Origin of the sequence: Amycolatopsis sp. NPDC050768, assembly GCF_040654155.1 — a bacterium.
In the GTDB taxonomy this organism is placed as follows: Bacteria; Actinomycetota; Actinomycetes; order Mycobacteriales; family Pseudonocardiaceae; genus Amycolatopsis.
In genome coordinates this window covers 191974-218303 of the sequence record NZ_JBFAHL010000019.1, presented here as the reverse complement: position 1 = coordinate 218303, position 26330 = coordinate 191974, and the positions used below count along the sequence as shown (strand labels likewise).

The following is a 26330-nucleotide window of genomic DNA, read 5'->3' as shown; positions in this document are numbered from 1 at the left end:
ATCTACTTCACCAACGACGAGCAGAAGAAGGTCGCCGAAGACACCATCGCCGACGTCGAGGCCTCCGGCCTCTGGCCCGGCAAGGTCGTCACCGAAGTCACCCCCGCCGGTGACTTCTGGCAGGCCGAGCCCGAGCACCAGAACTACCTGCAGACCTATCCGAACGGCTACACCTGCCACTTCCCCCGCCCCGGGTGGAAGCTGCCCAAGCGGGCGACGGCCTGATCACGACGGCGCGCGGACCCACGTCCGCGCGCCGCGCGTTTTTCAGCGCCCCAGTTTCAACGCCTGGTTCCAGCGCCTCTTTTTCAGCGCCCCAGTCCCAGCGCAGCCGGAGCTGTCACACCGGACAACGGCCCGGCCGAACCGAGGAGATCCCGATGCGCGACTACCCGGACGCGATCACCCCGATCGACCACGTCGAGCCCGTGCCCCGGCGGATCCGCGCCGTGCTCGGCGGCGAGACGGTGCTCGACACCACCCGCGCGCTGTACGTGTGGGAGTGGCCGTACTACCCGCAGTACTACATCCCGGCCGCCGACGTGACGCCCGGCGTGCTCGTGGACGAGAACCACCCGCAGCACCTCAAGCGCGGCACCGCGCGCCGCCAGACCCTCAAGGCGGGCGACGAGGTCAAGACCGCGGCCGCGCGCCTCTACGGTGAGGACGCCACCGCGGGGCTCGCGGACCACGTCCGGTTCGAGTGGGCCGCCCTCGACGCGTGGTTCGAGGAGGACGAGCAGGTGTTCGTCCACCCGCGCAACCCGTACGCGCGCGTCGACGCTCTGCGCTCCACCCGGCACGTGCGCGTCGCACTGGAAGGCCGGACGCTCGCCGAGTCGTCGTCTCCGGTGCTGCTGTTCGAAACCGGCCTGCCCACGCGGTACTACCTCAACCGCACCGAGGTGGACTTCTCCCACCTCGTGCCCACCGGCACCGTCACCGAGTGCCCGTACAAGGGCACCACCACCGGCTACTGGTCCGTGCGCGTCGGCGACGTGGTGCACCAGGACCTGGCCTGGTCCTACGACTTCCCCACGCGCTCGCTCAGCGCGATCTCCAACCTGATCTGCTTCTACAACGAGAAGGTCGACCTCTTCGTCGACGGCCAGGAGATCCCCCGGCCGACCACGCACTTCTCCTGACGGGTCAGTCCACTTCGGACTGCAACCGGGCGAACGCCGATCTCACGGTGCCCGCCAGCCGGTCGCCTCGCGCGGCGTGGCCGGCGGGCACCGTCACGCACACGGTGAACCGGTCGGCCCACGTCATCACGCCCACCGCCACCGGCACGTCCGGCGCCAGCGACAGCACGGGGTAGACGGTGCGCACGAGGGAACCGTTGAGCACCACCGGCGAACGCGCGCCCGGCAGCACCGAGGCGATCATGCTGAACCAAGTGCCGCGGTAGACCAGCCGCGCCACGCGCCGGTGCAGCCACGGCGGCAGGATGCCGATCACGCGCACCACGGCGTTGCCCGCCCGGGGCGCGCCCCGGGTCACCTGCTCGGCCAGCAGCTCCCGCGTCGCGCGCACACGTTCGGCCAGCGACATCGCGCCGGTCGGCAGGTCGACGCTCGCGGCCCCCGTGTGGTTGCCCAGCTGGCGGAACGTGCCGGTGTCGCGAATGGACATCGGGATCAGCACCCGCACCCGCTCCGGAGCGGCCGCGCCCAGCTCCTGGTGCACGGCTTCCGCGACGAGCGCGAGCACGAAGTCCGTGGTCGGCACGCCGACCTTGCGCGCGGCCGCCCGCACCTGCGGCGCCGACAGGTGGGCACGCGCGTAATGCCGTCGCGGGCCCGAAATCTCGGTCTCCCACCGCACGCGCGGCGCCGTTCCCGCCCGCGCGAGCGCCCAGATGCCGCGGGCCAGCTCTTCGGCTTCCTTCCTGCGCCCAGGCCGTTTCCGCGCCGCGGCCGAGACGCGGTCGGCCGCCCCACGCAGCCGGCCGCGGCGCACCGGCGCCGGCGGCGGGTCCAGCGGTGGTTTGCCGCGGGCCTGCCCGACGAGGGCGCCGATCACCGCGATGCCGTCGCTCGCCGCGTGGTGCAGGGCGATGAGCAACGCGCCCTGCTCACCCTCGAGGCCCGTCACGAGCCGCGCGCGCACCGGGTGTTCCGGGGAGACGGGCTCGGAGAAGAAGTCGTCCATCTGCGCGGTGAGCGAGGATTCGAGCTCGCTGCCCGCCGGCAGCTCGACGCCGCCGAGGATGCCGTCGGCCGTGCGCGCCGGGTCCTCCTGCCACTTCGCTCGCCACAGGCCACCGCCCGGCAGGAGCCGCGCGCGCAGGCCGGGCGTCGCGGAGAGCAGGTGGACGGCGTCCGCGTGCGTGGGGCGGGAACCGTCGGCCTTCGGGTCGAGCATCAGCACCGCGCCGACCTGCTGCGGCACCTGCGGGGTCGCGACGTGGAGGAACAACGCGTCTTCGGGCCGCAGCCGCTGCGGCGCCGGGTTGAGCGGCGAGCCCACGAGCGACTCGAGCGCCGCCGTGAGCGACGTGGCCGAATCACAGTGGCGCGTGGCCGCCTCCGCCATCGCCTTGAGCCGCTCCGGTTCGGCGAGCAGCGTGCGGACGGAGCCGGTGAGCTCACCGTCCTTTTCCGTCACGAGCGCGAGACCGGCCTCGGCCATCAGCCGGGCGTTGGCCTTGCCGTGCGCGGCGATGGGCCGGTGCATGAGCACGGGCCGCCCGCACGCCAGGGCTTCCAGCCCGGTCGCGCCACCGGCGTTGGTCACCACGACGTCGGAGGCGATCGTGTAGTCGGCCATCCGGTCGGTCCAGCCGACGACCCGCAGGCGCGGCTCGTCGAGACGTTCGAGCCGGTGCTGCAACGCCTCGTTGCGACCACAGATCGCCACGGGCACGACCTCGGGCCCGGCGGCGAGCAGCTCACGCGCCGTGCCCTCGACGTCGCCGAACCCGAGCGAGCCGCACGAAACCAAGGCCACGAACGCTTCCGGCGGCAAGCCCAGCCGCTGACGCGCGCCCGCGCGGTCGCCGGGCCGGAACTCGGCGCGCACCGGCGGCGCCGACACCCCCAGCGCGGCCGAGGGCGCGCAGCGGCGCGCCAGGCCCACGGCGACTTCGTGCATCACCATCGTGAGGTCGGCCGAGCCGTAGACCCAGAACGGGTGCGGGGCGAAGTCCGAAACCCACGCGCCGATCGGCACCTTCAGCTTCCCGCGCCGGCGCAGCCACGCCAGCCCGGCCGTGCCCATCGGATAGGTGGACAACACGAGGTCCGGCGCGAAGTCCGCCACCGGTTTCGCGAGGCGGCGTCCGCACCAGGACGCGGTGAAGCGCTTCGACGCCGCCGCGAACCACGCGAGGCGCCAGATGGCGTCGTAGAAGAACTCGTACAGCCACGGGGTGGTCTCGACGTTGGCCACGTAGATGCGGCGGAACAGGCCCCCGAAACCTGGCCCGAGCTGGTCGAGGGCGTCGAGCCATTTCACCTCGGCCGCGGGCCAGCGCTCCCGCACGGCGCCCTCCAGCGCCCGTCCGGTGGCGTTGTGCCCTTCCCCCATGTTCGCGGAGACGATCAGCACGCGCTCCAACGCGCCCCCTTCGCCAGAGGTGCCGCGAGCGGCGGTCACCAGCTGTTTCCTAACAGGTGGATCCGGCCAGACCGTACCCGTCGTCGGGGTCCGACCCGGCGTGCTCGGCCTCGGCGTGTTCGTGTTCTTCCTCGATCGCGGCCACGTCCAGGTGAGCCGCGCGGGTCGAGAGCATCGCGATGCCGACCACGATCACCGCACCGGCGAACGCCTCGCCGGCGAGCCCCCACGGCGTGCCGTTGGCGCTCTCCCCCATCCAGGACAGCCCGATCGCGACCCCCACGAGCGGGTCGAGCGCCGTGATCACGGCCAGCGCCGGCGTCAGGTAGCGGCCCTGCTGGAAGGTGTTCTGGCTGAGCAGGAACCCGAGCGGGCCGACCACGCAGACGATGTAGAGCGTCCAGTGCTTGAACGGTTCGTCCAGGCCCTGGCGGAACTGCCCGGCGACGACCTTCATCAGGCCGGCGGTCAGGCCGTAGAGCACGCCCGTGGCCACGGCCAGCCCGAGCACGCGCCCGGAGCCGGAGCGGCTGAGCGCGGCGAGCGCGAGACCCGCGATGGTCACCGCGGCGAGCGCGATGCCGAGCGGGAGCAGCGAGGTCCCGGTGATGAGCACGTCGCCGTTGCCGCTGGGGCGCGCGATCAGCAGGAACACCGCGAGTCCGGCGACGCACAACGCCGAGCCCGCGCTCATCACCCGGTCGGGGCCTCTTCGCTCGAGCCGCGCGAACACGAACCCGGCGAAGATCAACGACGTGATGAGCAGCGGCTGGACCAGCAGCAACGGCCCGAACGCGAGCGCGACGAGCTGCAAGACGAGCCCCAGTACGGTCGCCACGATGCCGATGAGCCACAATGGTCGACCGACGAGGCGCCTGAACAACGTGAGATCAAGCGGGTTCGCCGGCTCGACCTCTTTGGCCGCCTTTGCCTGGGCGGCGCTGGCGATCCCCATGCACGCCGCGCCCAGCACCGCGGCAGGGACGGCCACGAAAAGCGACACCCCCGTGACACTCATGGAATACTCACCTCACACCATTCCCATCCGCCGTGCCTATGCTGTTGAAAAATTCGTGGGCCGTGAGGGGGATGGTCACCCGCACCGGAGGTATTTGAAACGCATGCGACACCACATGACGGTCGACCTCCCCTCGTTCCGCAACTTGGTCGTGGGCGGGGGTCGGCATCTGCTGGAGTCCACGCTCGTACCTGCCGGCCTCTTCTACCTCCTCCTGACTCTGGTCAGCTTCGACAGCGGAGTCATCGCCGCGCTGTGCTGGTCGGTCGTCGTCATCGTGACGCGCCTGGTGATGCGAAAGCCCGTCCCTGCGGTCCTGTGGCTCACCTCCGCGCTGCTGATCGTCCGGACCGCATTGGGCCTGGCCACCGGCAGCGCCTTCCTGTATTTCCTGCAGCCGACCCTACAGAACTTCGTTATCGCCAGCCTGTTCCTCGTGTCCGCGCCGTTCAACAAGCCGTTGCTCGCGCGGCTGGCCGGTGACTTCTGCTCGTTCCCGGACACGCTGTCGGGCCACCCCGGCATGCGGCGCTTCTTCCAGCGCGTGTCGGTGCTGTGGGCGCTGGTGTTCGCCGTGAACGGTTCCGTGACGCTGGTGATGCTCGCGAAGGCGACCGTCGGCAACTTCCTCATGGTCAGCACCGCGGGCTCGTACAGCCTGGTCGCGCTGGCGATCGTCGGCTCGTTGCTGTGGTTCCGGCGCTCGCTGCGTTCGGAGGGCATCGTCCTGCGGATGGCCTCGCGCAAGCCCGCGCTCACCACCGTCTGATGCCCGCTCCCCGCGGCACAGCGCTGGTCACCGGCGCGTCCTCGGGAATCGGCGAGGCCACCGCGCGGCTGCTCGCCGCCGCGGGAACCCACGTTCTGCTGCACGGACGCGACCGCGAGCGCCTGGCCGCGCTCGCCGCGGAAACCGGCGGCACCGCCCTCGAAGCCGACCTCGCGGACCCCGAAGCCGCGGGCAAACTGGCCGAACGCGCGCTGGCCGTCACCGGCCACGTCGACACGCTCGTGAACAACGCGGGCCTCGGCTGGGCCGGTCCCCTGCCCGAGCTCTCCCCCGAGCTCCTCGCGCGGCTGGTCACCGTGAACCTGACCGCGCCGCTCCAGCTCACCCGCGCGCTGCTGCCCGGCATGCTGGCGCGAGGCCACGGCCGGATCGTGTTCGTGACGTCGATCGCCGGACGCACCGGCGTCGCGGGCGAAGCCGTGTACGCGGCGACCAAGTCCGGGCTCGACGCGTTCGCCGACAGCCTCCGCTTCGAGCTGCACGGCACGGGTGTGGACGTCGGCGTGGTCGTGCCCGGCGTGGTGCGCACCGCGTTCTTCGAGCGCCGCGGCCGGCCCTACACCCGCACGACCCCACGGCCGGTGTCCGCACAGCGTGTGGCCGCCGCGGTCGTGCGCGCGACGCACCGGCCCGGTGACTACTACGTGCCCCGCTGGCTGCGCGTGCCGGTCGCGCTCCGTGGCGCGGTGCCCGGTGCGTACCGCGCGCTGGCGACGCGGTTCGGCGCCGAAAGCTGACCGCTTCCCGCACAGACCGAGCACGGCACCTCCCTCGCACCGAGTCATGTGACCAAGCGTCTCCCTGCCCGTAGTCTGGCACCGCCGTCAACAAACTTAGCCCTGCTAACCATTCTGAGGGCAACCCTTATTCCGCGCGCGCCGTGTGGCACCGGGCACGTCATTCCGGGTCGGGCTGCCCTCCCGGCGGACCCCAGGCCAGGGCCAGCAGCAACGTCGCCCTGGCCTCCGGGTCGTCGAGCGCGGGCCCGAACAGCTCGTGCAGGCGGCCGAGGCGGTAGGACACCGTCTGCGGGTGGATGTGCAGGTCCTCGGCCACGGCCTTGCGGTCGCCGAGGTGCAGCAGCCACGAGCGGAGCGTGGTCTGCAGGCGCTCGCGCGAGGAGTCGTTGAGGTCGTCCAGCGGCGCCAGCGATCGCTTGCGCAGGACCTCCAGCAGCCGGTCGTCGCGGTGCACGATGATCGCGTCGAGGTGCTCGTCGGCGAACACGGGGTCGTCGGACAGCAGGCGGTCGCGGCGCAGCCGAGCCGTCACCTCCGCGATCCGCAGGCTCGCCGGGAGCCGGTCGACGGGCACGGTCGCGCCGACCACCGCGCCGCCGCCGCGCAGCGCCCGGGCCAGCCACGCGCGCCGGCCCGGGCCGCCCGGGTCCGGCACGATCGTCACGAACTGGCCCGGCCGGCGAAGCCGCAGGCAGGTGTCGTCGAGCCGCGCCACGAGCTCACGGCCCAGCTGGTTCTCGTCCTCCACCAGCACCACCGTGGCCGAACGCGGCAGCCGCCACTCCGCCCGAAGCGCGGCGGCCTGCACCGCCGCCCCGTCGGCGCGGTCGGACAGCAGCAGCTCGGTCAGCTCGTCGCGCAGCCGCTCGCGCATGCGAACGGCGTCGGACTGCTCCTGCAGGTAACCCTTGAGCGAGGACTCCGACAGCTGGTCCACCAGCGCGAACACCGTGGTGGCGAGCGAGGCGAACAGCTCCGCCGGCACCTCGAGGTCCAGCGCGGCCTCCGACACGTGGCGCCACGCGACCCGCGCGCCCACGCGGTAGGCCGAGAGCAGGCTCGTCACGCGCCGGCCCTGGCGGTACTGCGTCCGCCCGATCTCCTCGAACACCACTTGCTCGACGCCCGAGCCGAGCTCGGGCAGGTCCTCGTCCGGCTGTTCGGCGAGGTTGATGAGCCGGCGCACGAACCCGGCGCTGGCGGTCACTATCTCCGCCAGCTCTTCGGTGAGGAACGCAGCGTAGTCGGGGTGCTGCTCGACGAGCTGATCACGAACCTCGTTCAGAATGGCAGGGAGTCGCCTGGTCACGACGGTCTCCAGCTCACCCAGACGGGTCACCTGGTCTGATCCCATGTGCGCAGCTCGTCCTTCCGTAGCAGGTAGCAGGTCTACGGGTTCGGTCCGCCTTATCCTCACCCCACTTTGTCCGCTCGTGCCAAGTCGAAGCCAGCAAAATTCTTCTTCCGGTCGCAGAAGCCGCCCATCCGTGCGAGTCAGACTGTGTTCAATGAGATCGACTTCACCTGGCGGTCACGCAGCGGACACGGACGGTCTGCGGGAGAAGCGGCATGCGGAGAACTTCCCGGTCGCGCTCCGAGTGCTGCCCCGGCGGCTGCGGTCGGATCTGCAGGCCGTGTACGCCGTCGCGCGCACGATCGACGACCTCGGCGACGAAGCCGAAGGCGACCGCGTCGCGCTGCTGAAGGCGTTCGGCGACGAGCTCTCGGCCGCCTTCGACGGCGCCGATCCCACCGACCCCGCGATCCGCGGCCTGGTGCCGGCGATGCACGCGGGGCGGGTGGAGTTCGCACCGTTCCGCCGGCTGGTCGAGGCCAATCTGCAGGACCAGCGCGTGACGCGGTACGCGACGTACGACGACCTCCGCGCGTACTGCCGGCTGTCGGCCGACCCGGTGGGCCGGATCGTGCTGCGGCTGTTCGACGTGCACGACCCCGAGGCCGAGAAGCTCTCGGACCGCGTGTGCACCGCGTTGCAGCTGCTGGAGCACTGGCAGGACGTGGCCGAGGACCACGGCAACGGCCGGATCTACCTGCCGCAAGAGGACCTCGCGGCCTTTCGCGTCACCGAAGACGAGCTCGGCGCGGCGCGGGCGTCGCGCCGGCTGAGAGAGCTGATGCGCTTCGAGATCGACCGCGCCGCGGCCCTTCTGGGCAGCGGCGCTGGTCTGGTCGGGCTCTTGTCCGGCTGGGGCCGGCTGGCCGTGAGCGGGTTCGTGGCCGGCGGGCTGGCGACCGTCGACGCGCTGAGGGAGACGAACGGAGACGTGCTCGCCACGCAGGCCAAGCCGGGCAAAGCGGGTGTGCTGGCGTGGCTCGTGTGGCTGCAGGTGGGTGAGCCCAGAACGGGGAGGCGGTCGGGATGAGCACGGTCGAAGAGGCGTACGAGCACTGCGCGCTGGTCACCAAGGAGCAAGCGCGCAACTTCTACTACGGGATCCGGCTGCTGCCGCCCGACAAGCGCTCGGCGCTGTGCGCGGTCTACGCGCTGGCCCGGATCGTCGACGACATCGGCGACGGCGATCTCGCGCCCGAGGCGAAGCTGCAGGGCCTGGCCGACATCCGCAAGTCGCTCGGCGACCTGTCCGCCAGCACCGACCCGGTGTACGTCGCGCTGGCCGACGCGGCACGGCGGTACCCGATCCCGCTCGGCGCGTTCGATGAGCTGCTCGACGGCGTGGAGATGGACGTGACCGGCCGCGAGTACGTGCGGTTCGAGGACCTCGTCGAGTACTGCCGGTGCGTCGCCGGTTCGGTCGGGCGGCTGTGCCTCGGTGTGTTCGGCAGCAAGCCGGAGCCCGAGGCACCGACGTATGCCGACGAGCTCGGGATCGCGTTGCAGCAGACCAACATCCTGCGCGACATCCGCGAAGACCTCCTCAACGGGCGCGTGTACCTGCCCAAGGAAGACCTCGACCGGTTCGGCGTGGAGCTGAAAGTCGGCGAGGACGGCCGGCTGGCCGACGACGGCGGCGGGCTGACCGCGCTGGTCCACTTCAGCGCCGCGCGCGCCCGCGACTGGTACGCCCGCGGCCTGAAGCTCGTGCCCTCGCTCGACCGCCGCAGCGCCGCGTGCTGCACGGCGATGTCCGGGATCTACCGCACGCTGCTCGACCGCATCGACGAGCAGCCCTCGCTCGTGTTCGACCGCAGGCTTTCCTTGTCCGGCAGGGAAAAGGCGGTTGTCGCGGTTCGGGCGCTCACGGGGATCGGCCGATGACCTCCGAGGTCGCGGTCGTCGGCGGCGGGCTCGCGGGCATCGCCACCGCGCTGCGCTGCGCCGACGCCGGGCGCCCGGTGACGCTGTTCGAGGCCCGGCCGCACCTGGGCGGGCTCACGCACTCATTCACGCGCGGCGAGCTGCACGTGGACAACGGCCAGCACGTGTTTCTCCGCTGCTGCACCGCCTACCTCGCGCTGCTGGACCGCCTCGGCGTCACCGACCGCGTGATGCTGCAGCCGCGCCTGGAGATCCCGATCCGCACGCCGGGTTCGACGGAGTCGACGTGGCTGCGCCGCGGCGACCTGCCCGCGCCACTGCACCTGGCCGCGTCCCTGCTGCGCTACGACCCGCTGCGCCCGCTCGACCGCGCGCGCTTCGCGCTGGCAGCGCTCGCGTTGCGCCGCGTCGATCCCGCCGACGACCGCACCGACCGGCAGTCGTTCGGCGAATGGCTGCGCCGCCACGGGCAAAGTGCCGCCGCGATCGAGGCGCTGTGGGACCTCGTCGGGGTCGCGACGCTCAACGCGACGGCCGACGAAGCGTCGCTGGCCCTCGCGGCAACGGTGTTCCAGGAGGGCCTGCTCACCGACCCGGCGGCGGCCGACATCGGCTGGTCGCTCGTGCCGTTGCGTGAGCTGCACGGCGACGCGGCGCTCGACGCGCTCACCACGGCCGGCGCCGACGTGCGGACCGGCACGAAGGTGCGCGGCATCGAGCAGACGGCCGGCGGCTGGCGCGTGCGCACCGACGACGGCGAGGCCACCTTCGCCCACGTCGTGCTCGCCGCGCCCCCGCCCGTCACGGAGAAACTCGCGCCGCCGGGCGCGATCCCGTTGCCGACCGGCTGGTCGGGCGGGCTGGGCAGCTCGCCGATCGTGAACGTCCACGTGGTGCTCGACCGCCGCGTGCTGGACGAGCCGTTCGTGGCCGGTGTGCGCACGCCGGTGCAGTGGGTCTTCGACCGCACGCGCCAATCGGGCCTCGAATCGGGGCAATACCTGGCGATGTCGCTCTCGGCCGCCGACGACCTGATCGACCTGCCTACCGCGACGTTGCGCGAGCGCCTGCTGCCGGAGCTCACCAGCCTGCTGCCCGAAGCTCGCGGCGCGCAGGTGCTGGATTTCTTCGTGACCAGGGAACGGCACGCGACGTTCCGGCCCGGCCCGGGCACGGCCTCGCTGCGCCCGGGCGCGGAGACGTCCGCGCGGGGGCTTTACCTGGCCGGGGCGTGGACCGCCACCGGCTGGCCCGCGACGATGGAGGGCGCTGCCCGCAGCGGTGCGGCCGCGGCGACCGCCCTGCTCGAGAAGAACGTGCACGAGGAGAAGGAGGGAGTCGGAGCATGACCGCCACCATGCGACCCGCCGCCGAGGCGGCCCCTGCGGTGCCGGCAGCACTCGGCCGCACCCGGTACGCCGTGCAGCCCGCGCTGCGCGAGGCCGTCGGCCGGTTGGACGAGACCAGCCGCGCGATCAGCGCGTACCACCTCGGCTGGACCGACGCCGACGGCACGCCGGTGAGCGGCAACGGCGGCAAGGCCGTGCGGTCCGCGCTCGCGGTGCTCTCGGCGCTGGCCGCCGGCGCGCCCGCCGAGACCGGCGTGCCCGGAGCCGTCGCCGTCGAGCTGGTGCACAACTTCTCGCTCGTCCACGACGACCTCATGGACGGCGACACCGAACGCCGCCACCGCCCCACCGTGTGGGCGCTGTGGGGTGCGCCGGCCGCCATCCTCACCGGCGACGCGATGCTCGCGCTCGCGCAGGAAGCGGTGTTGGACAGCGATTCCCCGCACGCGATCCCCGCCGCGCGGCTGCTGTCGGAGACCACGCGCCGGCTCATCCACGGCCAGGTGCTCGACGTCCAGTTCGAGCAGCGCGACGACGTGACACTCCCCGAGTGCGTCACCATGGCCCGCGGCAAGACCGGCGCGCTGCTGTCCTGCAGCGCCGCGATCGGCGCCGTGCTCGCCGGCGCGCCCGCCGAGACCGTCGACGCACTCGCGGTGTTCGGCGAAGAGGTCGGGCTGGCGTTCCAGCTCGTGGACGACGTGCTCGGCATCTGGGGCGACGCGGCCGTGACCGGCAAGCCCGTGTACTCCGATCTGCGGGCGCGCAAGAAGTCGCTGCCCGTCACCTACTCGATCACCCACGGGGGTGCGAAAGGCCGCGAGCTCGCGGAGTGGCTCGCGGGCGAGGAAACGGGCGGTGTTGCCGACGAGACCGAGCTGGCGCGCGTCGCGGCGCTCGTGGAGTCGGCCGGCGGCCGCGAGTGGGCCACGGCCGAGGCCGCGCGGCGCGTCGGTACGGCCGAGCGCGCGCTGTCTGCGATCCCCGAAGGGCCGCGCGAAGAGCTCATCGGCATCGCACGCTTCATCGTGCACAGGGAGGCGTGAATGACGCAGACCGTCCCCGGGACGTCCACTTCGGACACCCCGCGCGAACGCTCGCGTACTCCGGAAGAAACCCTCGCCGCCGGGATCGAGTTCCTGCGCGGCGAGCAGGACGCGGCCGGCTGGTGGAAGGGTGAGCTCTCCACCAACGTCACGATGGACGCCGAAGACCTGCTGCTGCGCCAGTTCCTCGGCATTCTCACCGAACAGCAGAAAGAAGAGTCGGCGCGCTGGATCCGATCGCAGCAAAGGGACGACGGCACGTGGGCCAACTTCCCCGGCGGCCCGGCCGACTTGTCGACCACCGTGGAGGCGTGGGTCGCCCTGCGGCTGGCCGGTGACCCGGCCCACGCGCCGTGGCTCGTCGAGGCGGCCGGCTGGATCCGCGCGCACGGCGGTCTGGAGAGCACCCGCGTGTTCACGCGGATCTGGCTCGCGATGTTCGGGCAGTGGTCGTGGGCCGACCTGCCGAACCTGCCACCGGAGCTGATCTTCCTGCCGTCGTGGTTTCCGCTCAACGTCTACGACTTCGCGTGCTGGGCACGCCAGACCATCGTGCCGCTCACGATCGTCGGCACGCTGCGGCCGAAGCGAAAGCTGCCGTTCGACGTGGCCGAACTGCGCGTCGGTGAGAGCCCGAAGAAGTCCGCGGCGCCGTGGACGTGGGACGGGGTGTTCCAGAACCTCGACACCGCGCTGCACACGTATGCGAAGCTGCCGTTCAACCCGGTGCGCAAGGTCGCGATGCGCCAGGCCGCCGAGTGGATCCTGGCGCGCCAGGAGTCCGACGGCTCGTGGGGCGGCATCCAGCCGCCGTGGGTGTACTCGATCCTCGCGCTGCACCTGCTCGGCTATTCGCTCGACCACCCCGCGCTCAAAGCCGGCCTCGAAGGTCTCGAAGACTTCACCGTCCGCGAGGAGACCGAACAGGGCTGGGTGCGCCGGCTCGAGGCGTGCCAGTCGCCGGTGTGGGATACCGCGCTCGCGATGACCGCGCTGCTCGACGCGGGCGTCTCCCCCGGCGACGAGACGCTGGTGCGCGCGACGGAGTGGATGCTGGGCGAGGAGATCACCGTGCCGGGCGACTGGATGGTGCGCCGCCCGTCGCTCGCGCCGGGCGGGTTCGCGTTCGAGTTCGCCAACGACGGTTACCCCGACACCGACGACACCGCCGAGGTGGTGCTGGCGCTGCGGCGCATGGGCCGGCCCGACCACCTGCGCATCCGCGGGGCGATCGACCGCAGCGTGAAGTGGCTCGAAGGCATGCAGTCCAGCGACGGCGGCTGGGGCGCGTTCGACGCGGACAACACGCAGGTGCTCGCCACGAAGCTGCCGTTCTGCGACTTCGGTGCCGTGATCGACCCGCCGTCGGCGGACGTCACCGCGCACGTCGTGGAGATGCTGGCGGCCGAGGGCAAGGCGGACACGACCGAATGCCGCCGTGGCGTGAAGTGGTTGCTGGACAACCAGGAGGCCGACGGTTCGTGGTTCGGCCGGTGGGGCGCGAACTACGTGTACGGCACGGGCGCGGTCGTGCCCGCGCTGGTCCTCGCCGGGATGCCGGCCTCGGACGTCCGGATCCGCCGCGCCGTGCGGTACCTGACCGAGCACCAGAACCCCAACGGCGGCTGGGGCGAGGACCTGCGCTCCTACGACGACCCGGGGAAGTGGTCGGGCCGCGGCGAGTCGACGCCGTCGCAGACCGCGTGGGCGCTGCTCGCGCTGCTGGCCGCCGGCGAGCGGGACTCCGCCGCGACGACGGAGGGCGTGGCATGGCTGTGCGAGCAGCAGCGCGCAGACGGCGGCTGGGACGAGGACTTCCACACCGGCACGGGCTTCCCCGGCGATTTCTACCTGTCGTACCACCTCTACCGCGTCGTGTTCCCGCTGTCGGCGCTGGGCCGGTACGTGCGGAGCTCCTCGTGAGACCGGCCGTGCTGTGCGCGCCGCTGCGGATCGAGCGGGCCGCGTTGCGCGGGGCCGGGCTGCCGGTGGTGCGCACCGGCCTGGGTCCGCGGCGGGCGGCGGCCACCGCGGCCCGGTTGCCCGTGGGTCCTCGCGTGGTCGCCGGGATCGGCGGTGGTCTCGCGGCGCGCGTGCGCCCGGGTGACGTGGTGGTGGCCGACGAGGTGCGCGGGCCGGACGGGGTGGTCGAGGTGCCGTCCGCCCCCCTGCTGGCCGGTGCGTTGCGGCGGCTCGGGTTGACGGTCCACCTCGGACCGGTGCTCGGGGTCGACCACGTGGTGGGGGAACGGGAACGCGACGCGCTGGCCTCGTCGGGTGCGCTGGCGGTCGACATGGAGTCACACCGGCTGGCCGCTGCCGGGCAGCCGTTCGCCGTCGTACGGTCCATTGTGGACACGGTCGGCGCGCCGCTGGTGCGGCCCGGCACGGTTGCCCACGGCCTGGCCGGGCTGCGCAGCCTGCGGGCGGCCGTGCCCGCGCTCACGGCGTGGGCGGCGGCGACCGGGGCGCGGCAGCTGCTGATGGCGAGCCCGCGGTCGTTCTGCGCCGGCGTGGAGCGGGCGATCGACATCGTGGACCGCGCGTTGGCCAAGCACGGCGCGCCGGTGTACGTGCGGCGCCAGATCGTGCACAACACCCACGTGGTGCGGCAATTGCAGGAGCGCGGCGCGGTGTTCGTCGACGAGGTCGGGGAAGTGCCGGAGGGCGCGACGCTCGTGTTCGCCGCCCACGGCGTGACCCCGGCGGTGCGGCGCGACGCGGCCGATCGCGGCCTGTCGGTGATCGACGCGACGTGCCCGCTGGTGACCAAGGTGCACAACGAGGTGCGCCGCTACAGCGGGCGCGGCGACACGGTGTTCCTCATCGGGCACGCCGAGCACGAAGAAGTGGAAGGCACAGTCGGGGAGGCTCCCGGTTCGGTCGTCGTGGTGGAGGACGTCGCGGCGGCCCGCACCGTGACCGTGCCCGCCGCTCAGGGTGTCGCGTACACCATGCAGACCACGCTGGCGCTCGACGAGGCCGAGGAGATCGCGTCCGTGCTGCGCTCGCGTTTTCCCGGGTTGTCGGCGCCCCGCAAGGACGACATCTGCTACGCCACCACCAACCGGCAGCAGGCGCTGCGGGCGATCGCGCGCGAGGTCGACCTCGTGCTGGTGGTGGGCTCGGTCAACTCGTCCAACTCGCGCCGGCTCGTGGAAGTCGCGGAGCGAGAGGGAACGCCGGCCGTGCTGGTCGACGGAGTTTCGGACATCGACCTGCGCCGCTTGGCGGGCGCGGGCCGGATCGGCCTCACCGCGGGCGCTTCGGCGCCGCCGCACCTCGTGGACGAGGTCGTGGCGGGCCTGCGCGGACTCGGGCCGGTCACCGTCGCCGAAAACCGGCTGACGGAGGAAGAAATCACTTTCACCCTACCTCGGGAGGTGCTCTGAGCCATGGCCATGCCGTTGCGTCAGTCCGTGCGACTGGGCGGTTATCTGATGAAGCAGAAGCTGCTGCGCAAGGAAAAGTTCCCGCTGCTGGTCGAGCTTGAGCCGCTGTTCGCCTGCAACCTCAAGTGCGCCGGCTGCGGCAAGATCGAGCAACCGCACACCCTGCTCAAGCAGCGCATGCCGGTCGAGCAGGCCGTGGGCGCCATCGAGGAGAGCGGCGCGCCGATGGTGTCCATCGCCGGCGGTGAGCCGCTGATGCACCCGAAGATCGACGAGATCGTGCGGCAGCTGCTCGACCGGCGCAAGATCGTGTTCCTCTGCACCAACGCCCTGCTGCTGCACAAGCACATCCACAAGTTCAAGCCCCACCACAACTTCGCGTGGATGGTGCACATCGACGGCCTCGAAGACCGCCACGACGCGTCGGTGCGCAAGGAGGGCGGGTTCGCCGCGGCCGTCGAGGCGATCAAGCTCGCCAAGGAAAAGGGCTTCCGGGTGATGACGAACACGACGTTCTTCAACGGGGACACCTCGCAGGACGTGATCAACGTGCTCGACTACCTCAACGACCTGGGTGTCGACAACATGCAGATCTCGCCCGCGTACGCCTACGAGAAGGCACCGGACCAGGACCACTGGCTCGGCGTGAACCAGACCCGCGAGCTCTTCGCGAAAGCCTTCGGCGGCGGCAACCGCAAACGCTGGCGCCTCAACCACTCGCCGGTGTTCCTCGACTTCCTCGAAGGCAAGCGCGACCTCGAGTGCACGCCGTGGGGCATCCCGTCCTACTCGCTGCTCGGCTGGCAGCGCCCGTGCTACCTCCTCGACGACGGCTACGCGAAGACCTACAAGGAACTCATCGAGGACACCGACTGGAACGCCTTCGGCCGCGGCAAGGATCCGCGCTGCGACAACTGCATGGCCCACTGCGGCTATGAGCCGACCGCGGTGATCGCCACGCTGGGCTCGCTGAAGGAGTCGGTGCGCGCGGCTGTGGGGCACTGAGGTTTCGCGTTTAGGAGGAAGCCGCAGGTCTTTCGGGACTTGCGGCTTTCTTCTTGCGCTCCATCGGTTTGTGCCACACTGTCCGGCACAGAAACCGGCTAGGGGGGCGTCACGGTCATCGAAAGCGCGGTGCTGAAGGTCGGCGAGGCTGTGGCGAAGCAGATCGCCCTGCAGTGGCTCGCCGAGAAGAAGGCAGGCAGTCGGCGGGGCCGTGACCTCGCACAACTCGTCCGGGCACGGTTCCCGCTGCGCCGCCAGGAACGCGACGTGCTGGCCGCGCTGACGAGCATCGAGGACGACGTCGCGGAACGGCTCACGCCGGGCCTCACCGACGCCGCCCACGGACTGGCCGAGAACGAGCGCGAGGCCGCGCTGGCCTCCGTCGCGGACGCGTTGCTGGCGGCTGACCTGTCCGATACCGGCTTGTTCGCGGCCGATCTGGACCCTTCGGCACTGGCCTCGGCGGTACGCGCGCAGTGGCCGGTGGCGCGGGCCGCGCTGTCTTCGCCGGCCGAGCGGCTCTTCGAGATCGGGCTGGACCGCGCCTGTGTCGTGCTGACACACCTGGTCAGGGAGCTGCCGGAGTTCGACGCCGCCGTCGGCGTGGAGCAGCTGCGCCGGCTGCGGGCCGTGCTCGACGGCATCGACCGCGTCCTCGACCGGCTGCCTTCGCGCGAACTCGGCGCACCGGAGGGCACGGACTTCGACGCGCAGTTCCGCCACCGGTACCTTGACCGCGTCGTGCGCTCCTACGAGCGTCTGGAAGTCATCGGGCTCACCACACACTCCTACGAACCACGCACCACGCTCAGCGTCGCGTACTTGAGCTTGACGGTGACCGCGGACGCCGAACGCGCCGGGCGGCGCCCGCGTGACCGCGGCGTAGCGGGCTGGCTGGGCCAAGACCCGGGCGCCCGCCAGGCGACGGAGAACATCCGCGTCGAGGCGGCGTTGGGCGGCAGCCGCCTCACCGTGATCCGCGGCGAAGCCGGCGCCGGCAAGTCCACGCTGCTGCGCTGGCTGGCGGTCAACGCCGCCCGCTCGGCGTTCACCGACCAGCTGGCGGGCTGGAACGGCTGCGTGCCGTTCCTGGTGAAGCTGCGCGACTTCGCCGACGGCCAGTTGCCCCGCGGCGACGAGCTCCTGACCCAGCCGAGCTCGCCGCCGTGGGGCCCGGCGCCTCGCGAGTGGGTGCACCGCCGCCTCGAGTCCGGCGAGGCACTGCTGCTCGTCGACGGCGTGGACGAGCTCGTCGCCACCCGGCGGGCCGCCGTCCGCACCTGGCTGCGCGACCTGCTCGCCGGCTACCCCGACATTCGCGTCGTCGTGACCTCCCGTCCCACCGCTGTGACGTCGAAGTGGCTGCTGGCCGAGGGCTTCCGCTCGGTCGTGCTGGAACCCATGAGTGCCGCCGACGTCCTTGTCTTTCTCCGCCGCTGGCACGCGGCTTTGTTGGACTCCACCTCCGCGCCCGACCTGCTGCCGTGCCGCCCCGAGGAGGTGCCGGAACACCAGCGTGCCCTCTTGGCGCAGCTGCAGGCCCGGCCGCACCTCCGGGCCTTGGCCCGCAGTCCACTGCTGTGCGCGATGGTGTGCGCGCTGAACCTCGACCGCCGCGCACGCTTGCCACGCGACCGCCTCGCCCTGTACTCCGCGGCCCTCGAGATGCTGCTGGAACGCCGGGACGCCGACCGCAATGTGTCTGCCGGTGATGACATCCAGGCGACGGTGGCGGAGAAACTCGCCTTGCTGCGGGCTTTGGCCTGGTGGCTGAACGAGAACGGCCGGACGGAGATGTCACGCGCGCAGGCTCTGGCGCGGATCTCGTCGCGGTTGCGGGGCATGCCCGGGGTTTCGGAGTCTGCCGAGGTGCTCCTTGACCACCTGATTGAGCGCAGCGGGGTGATCCGCCAGCCGGTCGCCGGTCGGGTGGACTTCATCCACCGGACCTTTCAGGAGTTCCTGGCTGCCGGTGAGGCGGTGGATCGGGACAGCATCGACCTCTTGGTGAGCCACGCCCGCTCCGACCTGTGGCGCGAGACGGTACTCATGGCCTGCGCGCAGGCGAGCCCTGATCAGCGGGGGCGGTTGTTGTCGGGGATTTTGGACTCGGCAGCTTCGGCATCGGCGAAGAACGCCCGGCAGTTGCTTCTTTTGGCGGCAGCCTGTCGAGAGACTGCGGTCTTGGCTCCGCCGGAGGTGCTGGGTCGGCTCGATCTGGCTGTGCGGATTTTGACGCCACCACGCAGTGTACGGGAAAGCCGTTCACTCGCCACTGTAGGCGAATCCATTTTAGACTATCTTCCCGATCACCTGGCGGACCTTTCGGAACCCCAAGCCGCGGCTTGTGTCCGCACAGCAGCCTTGGTTAACGGCCCGGAAGCCCTCGAAGCGCTAGCGCGGTACGCCTCCGATCCACGCGCGAAGGTCCAAGAAGAAATAGTGGCAAGCTGGAAGTATTTCGACCCGGAAACCTACACTCGAAGGGTGCTCACGGATGCACCCCTAACTCTCGACAAGAGGCGTTTTACCGAAATTGATTTTGCTGCGGCCATAAAATTTCTCCACCATTTGACCAAACTCACTCAAATAAGAGTCAACTTGTGGGACCTCGGCCCCGTCAACGACGAAATCCACACAATTAGCCAACTCCATCATCTGCAGAAATTGATTCTGCTTGCAGATATAGCTCCTGATACAGTGACTGAACTCAGTCGCCTGACCAATCTCGACCACCTGTTCATCAATTTCACCAGAGGCTGGCCAAGGGAACTTTCCGGACTCGCCGCGCTGACCCGAGTCCGGCAGCTCTACCTCAACAACGCCAGCGACGTCCGAGACTTCTCATTCCTAGCCGGCATGCCATCCCTGGAGTGCATCCATTTGATGCATAATCCTCTGTCCGCCTGGGTAGATCACGTCGCCGAGCCAACGAAGATCACCGACTTCACATGTTCCTCGAGAACGGACACGAAGACCCTAGCCAAAGCCGCAGCAAGGTTGAGCGGCACCGAATTCATCGTATTCGACGGGTGTTCGAACCTTGACCTGCGCGCGCTCGCAGCACTAGACCTTCGCCACGTGATGTTTGTCGGCCGGTCGGACATCGACATCACACCGCTCACCGAACACCGATCACTGCGCTTTCTGAACCTGCGCAACTTTCGCGGCGAGGTTAACCTCGCCCCATTCGCCGATCTGAAGATCGCCATCTGGCTAGGGCCCGACGTTGTCGCGACAGGTATCGACAAACTCGGCCCGGGCGTCACTCTCAACCGAAGGTGAAGAGGATCTTGCCTCGGCGACCACGGGTCAGGGAGTGCGCGAAGGCTTCCTCGTAGTTCTCCAGCCGGTACGTCGCTTCGACCGGCGCCGTCAGCTCGCCGGTGGCCACCAGGTCGGCCAAGTCGGAGTACAAGGTGGTCACCTCGGCGGCCGTGGCGGTGCGGAGCCAGTTCATCAGCCAGAAGCCCCTGAGGGTGATGCCGCGGAAGACGAGGTCGGCCGGGGAGATCCGCGGGGCGCCTTCGGGGAAGGCGTAGGTGACGACGGTGCCGCCGTCTTCGAGGGCGCGGGTGAGGTCCTTGACGACCGGGCCGCCGGTGGCGTCGAGGATCAGGGACAGCCGCTCGCCGGCCAGGGCGGATTTCAGGGAGGCGCGGAGGTTGTCGTCGGAGACCACAGCCGCGTCGCCGCCCGCGGAGAGGACTTCGGCGGCGGCTTCGGGGCGGCGGACGACGTTCAGAGTGCGCAGGCCGGCGCGCCGGGCCAGGGTGATGAGGTAGCGGCCCATGGCGGAGTTCGCGGCGGTCTGGGCGATCCACGAACCCGGCTCAAGCCGGCCGTACAGGCGCAGCAGTTGGTAAGCCGTCGCGGGGTTGACGGCGAGCATGGACAGCTGGAGGACGTCGGCGTCCTCGCGCATCGGCAGCACGTTTCGCCGCGGGAGCACCACTTTGTCCGCCCACAGGCCCTGTTCCATGGTCGGCAGGATGAGCACGCGCTTGCCCACCAGCTCGGCATCGCCCTCGACGACCCGGCCCACGCCCTCCGCGCCGAGGGGCGCGGGCAGCCCCGGGCGGACGCCGTAGAGGCCGCGCATCAGCAGGAAGTCCGCGGGGTTGAGCGGGGCGGCGAGCATCTCGACCACGACGTCGTCCGGCCCGGGCTTCGGAGCCGGGGTGTCGTCGAGGCGGACGGAGGTGGCGGGGTCGCCGAACTCGGTCAACAGAAGGCGGGCCATCGGGGAAGTCCTCTCAGGAAGTCGGCAGAAGGAACGGATCAGTGCGAACCGGCGGACGGCGGGTCGCCAGGCGCAACCCCGCCCTCGGAATCGGCCGAGCCCGCCCCGCTCGCGGCAACAGCAGCACCCGGCGCGTCGTCAGAAGCGCCAAGACCGGAAACCGCCAACCCCGGCGCAACATCACCCCCGACCAGCCCTGCCAGACCCAGCGCCGCCCCTAGCGGACGGTGGTTCACCACGATCTCGTCGATCTCACCGCGTTCGTCGAAGTGGAAGGTGCCGGTGCCGAAGATGGTGTGCCCGCGGACCTGGGCCGTGTACTCCTCCACCTGCCGGTCCCCGGCGTCGAGGTGCCAGCGGACCGTCATGCCCGAGTAGCCCGCCCCCACGGCGCGGACCTGCGCCTTCACGGCTTCCGGGCCCCGGAGTACGCCGTCGAGGATGGTGCCGGCGATGCGGACGCCGGGTGACAGGCGGGAGAAGAACCAGGGATCGGCCACCCCCGAAGGCTATGACAACCGTCATAATTGTCAAGCGCCGCAGAAACACCCACCCCGACAACGGCTCTATCGGGCCAGCAGATCGTGCAGCGCCGCACCGACGACGGCCGCGCCCGAGTGGGTCATGATCGTGGCCGCGTGGTCGGCGCCGGTGATGCGCCGGGGGCGGCGCAGGGAGGGCAGGGCGGCACGGAAACCGGCCAGAGCCTCGTCGCTGTACGCGGGCGGCGTGCCCGCCCCCGAGCTCCACTCGGCGCACACCAGCTCGGTCGGCACGGCGATCTCCTGCCAGCGCGACTCGCCGAAGAACACGTCGGTCGCGTCGGCCAGCACGGCTTCGCGGCTGAGGAAGACGCGGCCGTCGGACAGGTCGTGGTCGAGGCAGTCGCGCAGGAGCGGGTCGGCGGCGTCCAGCAAGGGGTTGGTGCGCGTGAAATAGGCCAAGTACTCGTCGACGTCCGCCCAGCGCCGCGAGACGCGCTCCAGCTGCGGGACGAACGCGGCGGGCACCGTCTCGGGCGTGAGGCCCGGGGGCACGGCCATCGGGAATCCGCCGTCGACCAGCACGAGCCCGCGCACGCGGTCCGGCCTGCGCGTGGCGAGCTCCACCGCGACGAACCCGCCCAGGGACATCCCGCACACGTCGACCACCGGGTGGCCCAGCGCGTCGAGCACCCGGACCAGGTCCGAAGCGTGCTGCCGCAACGAAGACGGGCCGGCGACCGCGAAGCTGCCCGCGCGCCCACGCAGGTCCGGCATCACCAGCGACAGGTCCGGCGCCTCGGCCCGCAGCCAGTTCCACAGCCGGCGGTTGCTGGTCACCCCGTGGACGGCGAGCACCGGCGCCGAAGCCGCGGCCACCACCTCCACGGCCAGCGCCCCGCCCTCGACCGGCACCGACACCGTCCTCGCGTCACCCACCATGAGGACACCGTAACGACCGAGGACCACTGTGGACAGTCACGGCCCGACAGTAACGGCCGGCAGTCACGGCCCGATCGGCTCCCAGTCCCGGTGGTGGTCCGACCACCACTGCGCGATGTCGAGCCGCCGCAGGAAGCGGACACCCGGCTGCTCCGTGGCATACCGGACGAAATCCCGCACGGCCGCCGCGCGCCCGGCCTGACCGCTCCACCGCGGGTGCAGCCCGACGGTCATCATCCGCGCCCCGAAGCCGTCGTCGGCTTCCTCGCAAAGGTAGTCGAGCGCGAGCCGCAGGCTCTCGAAGAACTGCGCCGGCGAGCCGTAGGTCGGGCTCAGCAGGTAGCGGGTGTCGTTGTACACCTTGGAATACGGCACGATCAGCAGCCCGCGCTCCGAAAAGTACGGCAGCTCGTCGTTGCACGGATCCGAATCGTAGAGAAACCCGCCTTCCTCCACGAGCAGGTCGAGCGTGTGCTCGCTCGGGAACGACCGCACGTACCACCCGCGCGGCCGCTGTCCCGTCGTCCGCTCCAGCGACTCGATCGCGCGGTGCAGGTGGTCACGCTCGTCGTCGACGGACATCCGCGCGTAGTCGAGCCAGCGGTAGCCGTGGCCGATCACGTCGTGGCCGCGTTCGCGGACCCACTCCGCGACGGCCGGGTTGCGCTCCAGCGCCACCGCGCACGCGCCGACGCTCACCGGCACCGAGTACCGGTCGAAGATCCGCGCCAGCCGCCAGATCCCGACGCGGCTGCCGAACTCGTAGTGCGTCTCCGTGCCGAAGTCACGCACCTCGGGGCCGACCTCGTACGCGTACTCGCCCCAGCCGTCGTTGCGGCCGTCGCCGTCGGGGATCGAGTACTCGGCCCCCTCCTCGTAGTTCACGACGACGTTGACCACGACCTTGGCGTCGCCGGGCCAGCGCACGCGCGGCGGGTACCGGCCGTAGCCGACGAAGTCACGCGGGGACGCGGTGGCCGGGTCACGGGGTTCGGGCACGAACCCAGCGTGGCACGGCCGCCGCGTCGCGGCAGGGTCAGTGCGGCGGGAGCTTCGTGGCCAGCAGGTCCACCGGTGTGATCGTGGGCGGCACGGCGAAAAGCTCGTCGCCGCGCAGCTCGATCTGCCGTCGGACCTCACCCTGGAGGTGGGCTTCGCGGTCCTCCTCCGTCTCGAACGCGTCGAAGATCCGGAACGACGACGGCCCGAGGCGGAAGCTGAACCAGGCCAAGGTGCCCGGTTCGGCGTCCACAAGGGACTTCGCGTCAGTCAGGAACTGCGCCACGTCGTCCTCCTTCCCGGTCTTCGCTTCGAACTGGACTAAAAATCCGTACGCCGGCATGGTTTCCTCCTCGCCTGGGCCACCGTGGCCCGCTCTTCGACGCTAGCTGGCGGGAAGCGTGGCCAAAGCTCGGATCCCGCCAGGTTGAGCCTCACCCGGCGCCGGGTTCGTCACGACGCGGCCGGAGTGGCGCGAAAGGTGGCCCGGTAGCTGCCCGCCGTGGTGCCGACCTGGCGTTCGAAGTGACGACGCAGGGTTTCCGCGGAGCCGAACCCCACCATCGCGGCGATCTCCGAGATCCGGTGGTCCGTCGTCTCCAGCAGCACCTTGGCGGCCGCCACGCGCTCGCGGTTGATCCAGTCGAACACCGTCATCCCGGTGGCCCGCCGGAACTTCCGCACCAGGCTCCGCTCGCTCAGGTGCACCTGCGAGGCCAGCCCGGCCAGCGTCAACGGCTCGTGCAGGTGCTCCCGCAGCCACGCCAGGAACGAACCGAGCGCCGGCTCCCCGGCGATCCGGATCGAGTCCTTCACGAACTGCGCCTGCCCACCCGGCCGCCGCGGCGCCGTCACCAGCAGGCGCCCGACATCGCCGGCATAGGCCTGGCCGAGATCCTCGGCCAGCAGGTGCAACGCGAGATCCGTCGCCGAGAAGATCCCGCCGGATGTGTGCACCCGGCCGTCGTCCACGTACAAGCAGCCTGGCTCCAGCTTGACCTGCGGGAACTCCCGGCAGAACTCCTCGGTGAACAGCCAGTGCGTGGTCGCCCGGCGCCCGTCCAGCAACCCGGCCCGCGCCAGCAGGAACGCGCCCCCGCAGAACGACACCATGCGCGCGCCGGCGTCCGCCGCGCCCCGCAACGCCCGCACCACGGACCGCGGCCGCTCCGCCAGCGGCTCCTCGACACCCGGCACCATCACCGTGTCGGCCGTCAGCAGCGTCTCCAGCGGCGCGAGCTCCCCGAAGTCCACACCCGAAGACAGCACCTGGCGCGGCTCCTCGCCGCACAGCACCACCTCGTACGCGCTGTCGGCATCGCCGGTCAGCTCGGCGATCGCCGCCATCCGCGGGCCGAACACCTGGTGCACCACCGTGACCTCCAGAGCCACGGAATCGGGCACGACCAGCACCGCGATCACGTGCTTGGCGCGGCCGCGCGAGGTGACGGGCGTCTTGGCGGGGTGCATCACTGCTCCTGATCCGGCGGGTGCCCAGGAGGCCGGGGCCCCGCCGCCGAGCGGGGTCACAGCCGGACCGCTTCGAACACGGCGTCCACGAACGCGCGCGGCTTCTCCTGGGGCAGGTTGTGCCCAGCCCCGGGCACGCGGTGGTGCACGCGCGGGCCGGTGAAATGTTTCGCCGACGCCGTGCCGTCGGTCGCCGGGAAGCTGCCGTCGGCGAGCCCGTCGAGCGTCACCGCCGGCACCGTGATCGGTGGCTGCGCCAGCAGCCGCGCCTCGAGGCCGGCGTAACGAGGATCGCCCGGCGCCGCGCCCTGGCGCACGCGGTAGTTGTGGATGACGACGTCCACGTAGTCCGGATTGTCCATCGCGGCGGCCGCGATGTCGAGGTCGGCGCTCGTGAAGCGCCACTGCGGCGAGTTGCGCCGCCACACCACTTCCGCCAGGTCACGCCGCGAACGCGTCAGCGCCGTGTGGCCGCGCTCGGTCAAGAAGAAGTAGAAGTACCAGTGCGCCGATTCGGTGCCGGGCGCGTCCGGGGAGGACGCGAGCACGCCCGGGTCCAGGTTCTGGATCAGGTAGCTGTTCACCGACACCAGCGCGCGGCACCGCCGCGGCCACAGCGCCGCGGCGACGTCGAGGGCGCGCCCGCCCCAGTCGTAGCCGCCGAACACCGCGCTTTCGACGCCGAGCGCGTCGAGGAACGCGATCAGGTCCGCGCCGAGCGCGGCCTGCTGGCCGGAGCGCATCGTCGTGGCGTCGCGGAAGCGGGTGGCGCCGTGACCGCGCAGGTACGGCACGAGCACGCGGTAGCCGCGGCCCGCCAGCGCGGGCGCGACCTCGGCGTAGGCGTGCGGGCTGTACGGCCAGCCGTGGCCGAGCAGCACCACGTCGCCGCGGGCCGGGCCGACCTCGTGGTAGGCGAGGTCGAGCAGGTCGGTGCGCACGTGGCGGACCGGGCCCAGCCCGGAGGCCACGGCCGGGGTGGCCGAGGCCTCCGAGGAGAAGGCCGGGAGCGAGGCGACGACCGCCCCCGCTCCCACAGCCTTCCCGAACGCCCGCCGGGAGATCATGGTGTGCTCCTCGTCCGTCGTGCGCACCGTCAGGCGACGGTCGCGTCGATAGTGACCTCGACGTTGCCGCGGGTCGCCTTCGAGTACGGGCAGATCTGGTGCGCGGCGTGACCCAGCTCTTCGGCGGTCGCCTGGTCCACACCGGACACTTCGAGGTGCAGGGCGGCGCTGAGCCAGAAGTCGGCCGACTCGTTGTGCAGGGTGATGTCGGCGACCACGGCGAGGTCGGCGAGCTTTACCTTCTTCTGCGCGGCAACGATCTTCACCGCGCCGAGGAAACACGTGGCCCAGCCGGCGCCGAGCAGCTGCTCCGGGTTGGTCGCGCCGCCGTTGCCGCCGAGCTCCTTCGGGATGGCGAGGGTGACGTCGAGCGAACCGTCGGTGGCGGTGGCGCGCCCGCCGTTGCGGCCCTCGCCGGTAGCGGTGACGACCGCGGTGTAGGTGGTTTCAGTCATGGCAACTGTCCTTTCTCGACAGAACTTCGGGGGTCAGGCGGCGGTGCGGGTTTGCGCGAGCAGGACGTCGCGCAGGATTTCGAGCTGGCCGTGGTGCTGGACGAGATCGGCGCACAGGTGCAGCAGCGCGCCGCCGGCGTCGAGTGGGTCGCCGAAGCCGGCCAGCGCGGCGGGCACGGTCGCGTGCGGGTCCGCGCGGGTCACGTCTTTCTTGAGCTGCCGCACGGTCTTGCGCACGCGGTCGAGCAGCGGCGCGACCGGGCCGGCGGCGGTGAACTCGGCGTCGCGGTCGCGGTGAGCGGCGCGGCCGGAGACGACCTCGCCGGCCCAGTAGGCCGTGGCGCCGAGACAGTGGTTGAGCACCGCGTATGGCGTGTTGGCGCCGGGTAGCTCGAGGCGGGTGTTGGCCAGGTCGTCGCCGAGCTGCTCGACGACGGCCGCCATGCCGGTCAGCGCCCGGGTGACGACGTGCAGGTACTGGCCGGTGGTGATCACAGGTACTCCCCCGGCACGAAACCGGGCACCGGGGTGCC

24 protein-coding genes are annotated in these 26330 nt (G+C 71.2%); 12 read left to right on the top strand and 12 right to left on the bottom strand.

The genetic code is table 11. From position 1 onward, the window contains the following. Positions 1-225: peptide-methionine (S)-S-oxide reductase (locus tag AB0H62_RS40685; protein ID WP_360591909.1), on the top strand; the 225-nt coding region annotated here is incomplete at its 5' end. 155 nt (positions 226-380) lie between these two features. Beyond that, positions 381-1145, top strand: a complete 765-nt coding sequence (locus AB0H62_RS40680) for a DUF427 domain-containing protein (RefSeq protein WP_220239220.1) — start codon at positions 381-383, stop codon at positions 1143-1145. 4 nt (positions 1146-1149) lie between these two features. Here the strand turns inward: AB0H62_RS40680 and AB0H62_RS40675 are convergent, their stop codons facing one another. Together AB0H62_RS40675 and AB0H62_RS40670 are read right to left on the bottom strand one after the other, a co-directional pair. Further along, a complete protein-coding gene (locus AB0H62_RS40675; RefSeq protein ID WP_360591908.1) occupies positions 1150-3600 on the bottom strand; it encodes a WS/DGAT domain-containing protein in 2451 nt (816 codons plus the stop codon). Positions 3601-3610: 10 nt separating this feature from the next. After that, positions 3611-4579 (bottom strand): DMT family transporter, encoded by a 969-nt coding sequence (locus AB0H62_RS40670; protein ID WP_360591907.1) that lies wholly within the window; start codon positions 4577-4579, stop codon positions 3611-3613. A gap of 115 nt (positions 4580-4694) precedes the next feature. Between AB0H62_RS40670 and AB0H62_RS40665 the strand changes: the two genes are divergently transcribed. Then, positions 4695-5348: a VC0807 family protein gene (locus AB0H62_RS40665; RefSeq protein ID WP_360591906.1), complete on the top strand. Its 654-nt coding sequence runs from the start codon at positions 4695-4697 to the stop codon at positions 5346-5348. Then, on the top strand, positions 5348-6106 hold the full coding sequence (locus AB0H62_RS40660; RefSeq protein ID WP_220239218.1) for an SDR family NAD(P)-dependent oxidoreductase: 759 nt from the start codon (positions 5348-5350) through the stop codon (positions 6104-6106). The genes AB0H62_RS40665 and AB0H62_RS40660 overlap by 1 nt, the downstream gene beginning before the upstream one ends. A 160-nt stretch (positions 6107-6266) precedes the next feature. Here AB0H62_RS40660 and AB0H62_RS40655 read toward each other — a convergent pair whose 3' ends face one another. Next, the gene (locus tag AB0H62_RS40655) at positions 6267-7463 is read right to left on the bottom strand and encodes a helix-turn-helix domain-containing protein (RefSeq protein ID WP_220239217.1); all 1197 of its coding nucleotides are present in this window, start codon (positions 7461-7463) and stop codon (positions 6267-6269) included. Between the two features lie 154 nt (positions 7464-7617). Between AB0H62_RS40655 and hpnC the strand changes: the two genes are divergently transcribed. The 8 genes from hpnC (at position 7618) to AB0H62_RS40615 (ending at position 19424) form a co-directional block, all read left to right on the top strand. Beyond that, a complete protein-coding gene (gene hpnC, locus AB0H62_RS40650) occupies positions 7618-8493 on the top strand; it encodes a squalene synthase HpnC (protein ID WP_220239216.1) in 876 nt (291 codons plus the stop codon). Continuing rightward, entirely contained in the window at positions 8490-9347 is an 858-nt protein-coding gene (hpnD, locus tag AB0H62_RS40645; RefSeq protein WP_220239215.1) for a presqualene diphosphate synthase HpnD, read from the top strand. Before hpnC ends, hpnD begins: the two co-directional genes overlap by 4 nt. Further along, entirely contained in the window at positions 9344-10696 is a 1353-nt protein-coding gene (gene hpnE, locus AB0H62_RS40640; protein WP_220239214.1) for a hydroxysqualene dehydroxylase HpnE, read from the top strand. The genes hpnD and hpnE overlap by 4 nt, the downstream gene beginning before the upstream one ends. Next, positions 10693-11742, top strand: coding sequence for a polyprenyl synthetase family protein (locus tag AB0H62_RS40635; protein WP_360591905.1), 1050 nt, complete (start codon positions 10693-10695; stop codon positions 11740-11742). The genes hpnE and AB0H62_RS40635 overlap by 4 nt, the downstream gene beginning before the upstream one ends. Then, a complete protein-coding gene (gene shc / locus AB0H62_RS40630; RefSeq protein ID WP_220239212.1) occupies positions 11743-13665 on the top strand; it encodes a squalene--hopene cyclase in 1923 nt (640 codons plus the stop codon). It begins immediately after the preceding gene. Next, entirely contained in the window at positions 13662-15134 is a 1473-nt protein-coding gene (gene ispH / locus AB0H62_RS40625) for a 4-hydroxy-3-methylbut-2-enyl diphosphate reductase (RefSeq protein ID WP_360591904.1), read from the top strand. The genes shc and ispH overlap by 4 nt, the downstream gene beginning before the upstream one ends. A 3-nt stretch (positions 15135-15137) precedes the next feature. Continuing rightward, entirely contained in the window at positions 15138-16139 is a 1002-nt protein-coding gene (gene hpnH, locus AB0H62_RS40620) for an adenosyl-hopene transferase HpnH (RefSeq protein WP_220239211.1), read from the top strand. A 129-nt stretch (positions 16140-16268) separates the two neighbouring features. Further along, the gene (locus tag AB0H62_RS40615; RefSeq protein WP_360591903.1) at positions 16269-19424 is read left to right on the top strand and encodes an NACHT domain-containing protein; all 3156 of its coding nucleotides are present in this window, start codon (positions 16269-16271) and stop codon (positions 19422-19424) included. On the opposite strand, the gene AB0H62_RS40610 is transcribed toward AB0H62_RS40615, so the two are convergent. From AB0H62_RS40610 to AB0H62_RS40570, 9 genes are all read right to left on the bottom strand, one after another. Continuing rightward, the gene (locus AB0H62_RS40610) at positions 19411-20382 is read right to left on the bottom strand and encodes a zinc-dependent alcohol dehydrogenase family protein (RefSeq protein ID WP_360591902.1); all 972 of its coding nucleotides are present in this window, start codon (positions 20380-20382) and stop codon (positions 19411-19413) included. The genes AB0H62_RS40615 and AB0H62_RS40610 overlap by 14 nt on opposite strands. 38 nt (positions 20383-20420) lie before the next feature. Continuing rightward, entirely contained in the window at positions 20421-20882 is a 462-nt protein-coding gene (locus tag AB0H62_RS40605; protein WP_360591901.1) for a hypothetical protein, read from the bottom strand. Between the two features lie 66 nt (positions 20883-20948). Next, positions 20949-21806 carry an alpha/beta hydrolase gene (locus tag AB0H62_RS40600; protein ID WP_360591900.1) on the bottom strand — a complete coding sequence of 286 codons (858 nt, stop codon included), beginning with the start codon at positions 21804-21806 and terminating at the stop codon, positions 20949-20951. A 63-nt stretch (positions 21807-21869) separates the two neighbouring features. Next, positions 21870-22805, bottom strand: a complete 936-nt coding sequence (locus AB0H62_RS40595; RefSeq protein WP_360591899.1) for a polysaccharide deacetylase family protein — start codon at positions 22803-22805, stop codon at positions 21870-21872. 37 nt (positions 22806-22842) lie between these two features. Then, on the bottom strand, positions 22843-23148 hold the full coding sequence (locus tag AB0H62_RS40590; RefSeq protein WP_266118395.1) for an antibiotic biosynthesis monooxygenase: 306 nt from the start codon (positions 23146-23148) through the stop codon (positions 22843-22845). Between the two features lie 110 nt (positions 23149-23258). After that, positions 23259-24275 (bottom strand): helix-turn-helix domain-containing protein, encoded by a 1017-nt coding sequence (locus AB0H62_RS40585; RefSeq protein ID WP_220239205.1) that lies wholly within the window; start codon positions 24273-24275, stop codon positions 23259-23261. Positions 24276-24331: 56 nt separating this feature from the next. Then, positions 24332-25342, bottom strand: a complete 1011-nt coding sequence (locus AB0H62_RS40580) for an alpha/beta hydrolase (RefSeq protein ID WP_360591898.1) — start codon at positions 25340-25342, stop codon at positions 24332-24334. Between the two features lie 29 nt (positions 25343-25371). Beyond that, on the bottom strand, positions 25372-25797 hold the full coding sequence (locus tag AB0H62_RS40575) for an Ohr family peroxiredoxin (protein ID WP_360591897.1): 426 nt from the start codon (positions 25795-25797) through the stop codon (positions 25372-25374). A gap of 33 nt (positions 25798-25830) precedes the next feature. Next, a complete protein-coding gene (locus AB0H62_RS40570) occupies positions 25831-26292 on the bottom strand; it encodes a DUF664 domain-containing protein (RefSeq protein ID WP_360591896.1) in 462 nt (153 codons plus the stop codon). Positions 26293-26330: the final 38 nt, after the last annotated feature.

Excerpts from the sequence above, each read along its gene's own strand:
- AB0H62_RS40680 (WP_220239220.1), top strand. The coding sequence starts at position 381 with ATGCGCGACTACCCGGACGCGATCACCCCGATCGACCACGTCGAGCCC.
- AB0H62_RS40670 (WP_360591907.1), bottom strand. The coding sequence starts at position 4,579 with ATGAGTGTCACGGGGGTGTCGCTTTTCGTGGCCGTCCCTGCCGCGGTG.
- AB0H62_RS40665 (WP_360591906.1), top strand. The coding sequence starts at position 4,695 with ATGACGGTCGACCTCCCCTCGTTCCGCAACTTGGTCGTGGGCGGGGGT.
- AB0H62_RS40660 (WP_220239218.1), top strand. The coding sequence starts at position 5,348 with ATGCCCGCTCCCCGCGGCACAGCGCTGGTCACCGGCGCGTCCTCGGGA.
- AB0H62_RS40655 (WP_220239217.1), bottom strand. The coding sequence starts at position 7,463 with ATGGGATCAGACCAGGTGACCCGTCTGGGTGAGCTGGAGACCGTCGTG.
- hpnC (WP_220239216.1), top strand. The coding sequence starts at position 7,618 with ATGAGATCGACTTCACCTGGCGGTCACGCAGCGGACACGGACGGTCTG.
- hpnD (WP_220239215.1), top strand. The coding sequence starts at position 8,490 with ATGAGCACGGTCGAAGAGGCGTACGAGCACTGCGCGCTGGTCACCAAG.
- hpnE (WP_220239214.1), top strand. The coding sequence starts at position 9,344 with ATGACCTCCGAGGTCGCGGTCGTCGGCGGCGGGCTCGCGGGCATCGCC.
- AB0H62_RS40635 (WP_360591905.1), top strand. The coding sequence starts at position 10,693 with ATGACCGCCACCATGCGACCCGCCGCCGAGGCGGCCCCTGCGGTGCCG.
- shc (WP_220239212.1), top strand. The coding sequence starts at position 11,743 with ATGACGCAGACCGTCCCCGGGACGTCCACTTCGGACACCCCGCGCGAA.
- hpnH (WP_220239211.1), top strand. The coding sequence starts at position 15,138 with ATGGCCATGCCGTTGCGTCAGTCCGTGCGACTGGGCGGTTATCTGATG.
- AB0H62_RS40610 (WP_360591902.1), bottom strand. The coding sequence starts at position 20,382 with ATGGCCCGCCTTCTGTTGACCGAGTTCGGCGACCCCGCCACCTCCGTC.
- AB0H62_RS40600 (WP_360591900.1), bottom strand. The coding sequence starts at position 21,806 with ATGGTGGGTGACGCGAGGACGGTGTCGGTGCCGGTCGAGGGCGGGGCG.
- AB0H62_RS40590 (WP_266118395.1), bottom strand. The coding sequence starts at position 23,148 with ATGCCGGCGTACGGATTTTTAGTCCAGTTCGAAGCGAAGACCGGGAAG.
- AB0H62_RS40585 (WP_220239205.1), bottom strand. The coding sequence starts at position 24,275 with ATGCACCCCGCCAAGACGCCCGTCACCTCGCGCGGCCGCGCCAAGCAC.
- AB0H62_RS40580 (WP_360591898.1), bottom strand. The coding sequence starts at position 25,342 with ATGATCTCCCGGCGGGCGTTCGGGAAGGCTGTGGGAGCGGGGGCGGTC.
- AB0H62_RS40575 (WP_360591897.1), bottom strand. The coding sequence starts at position 25,797 with ATGACTGAAACCACCTACACCGCGGTCGTCACCGCTACCGGCGAGGGC.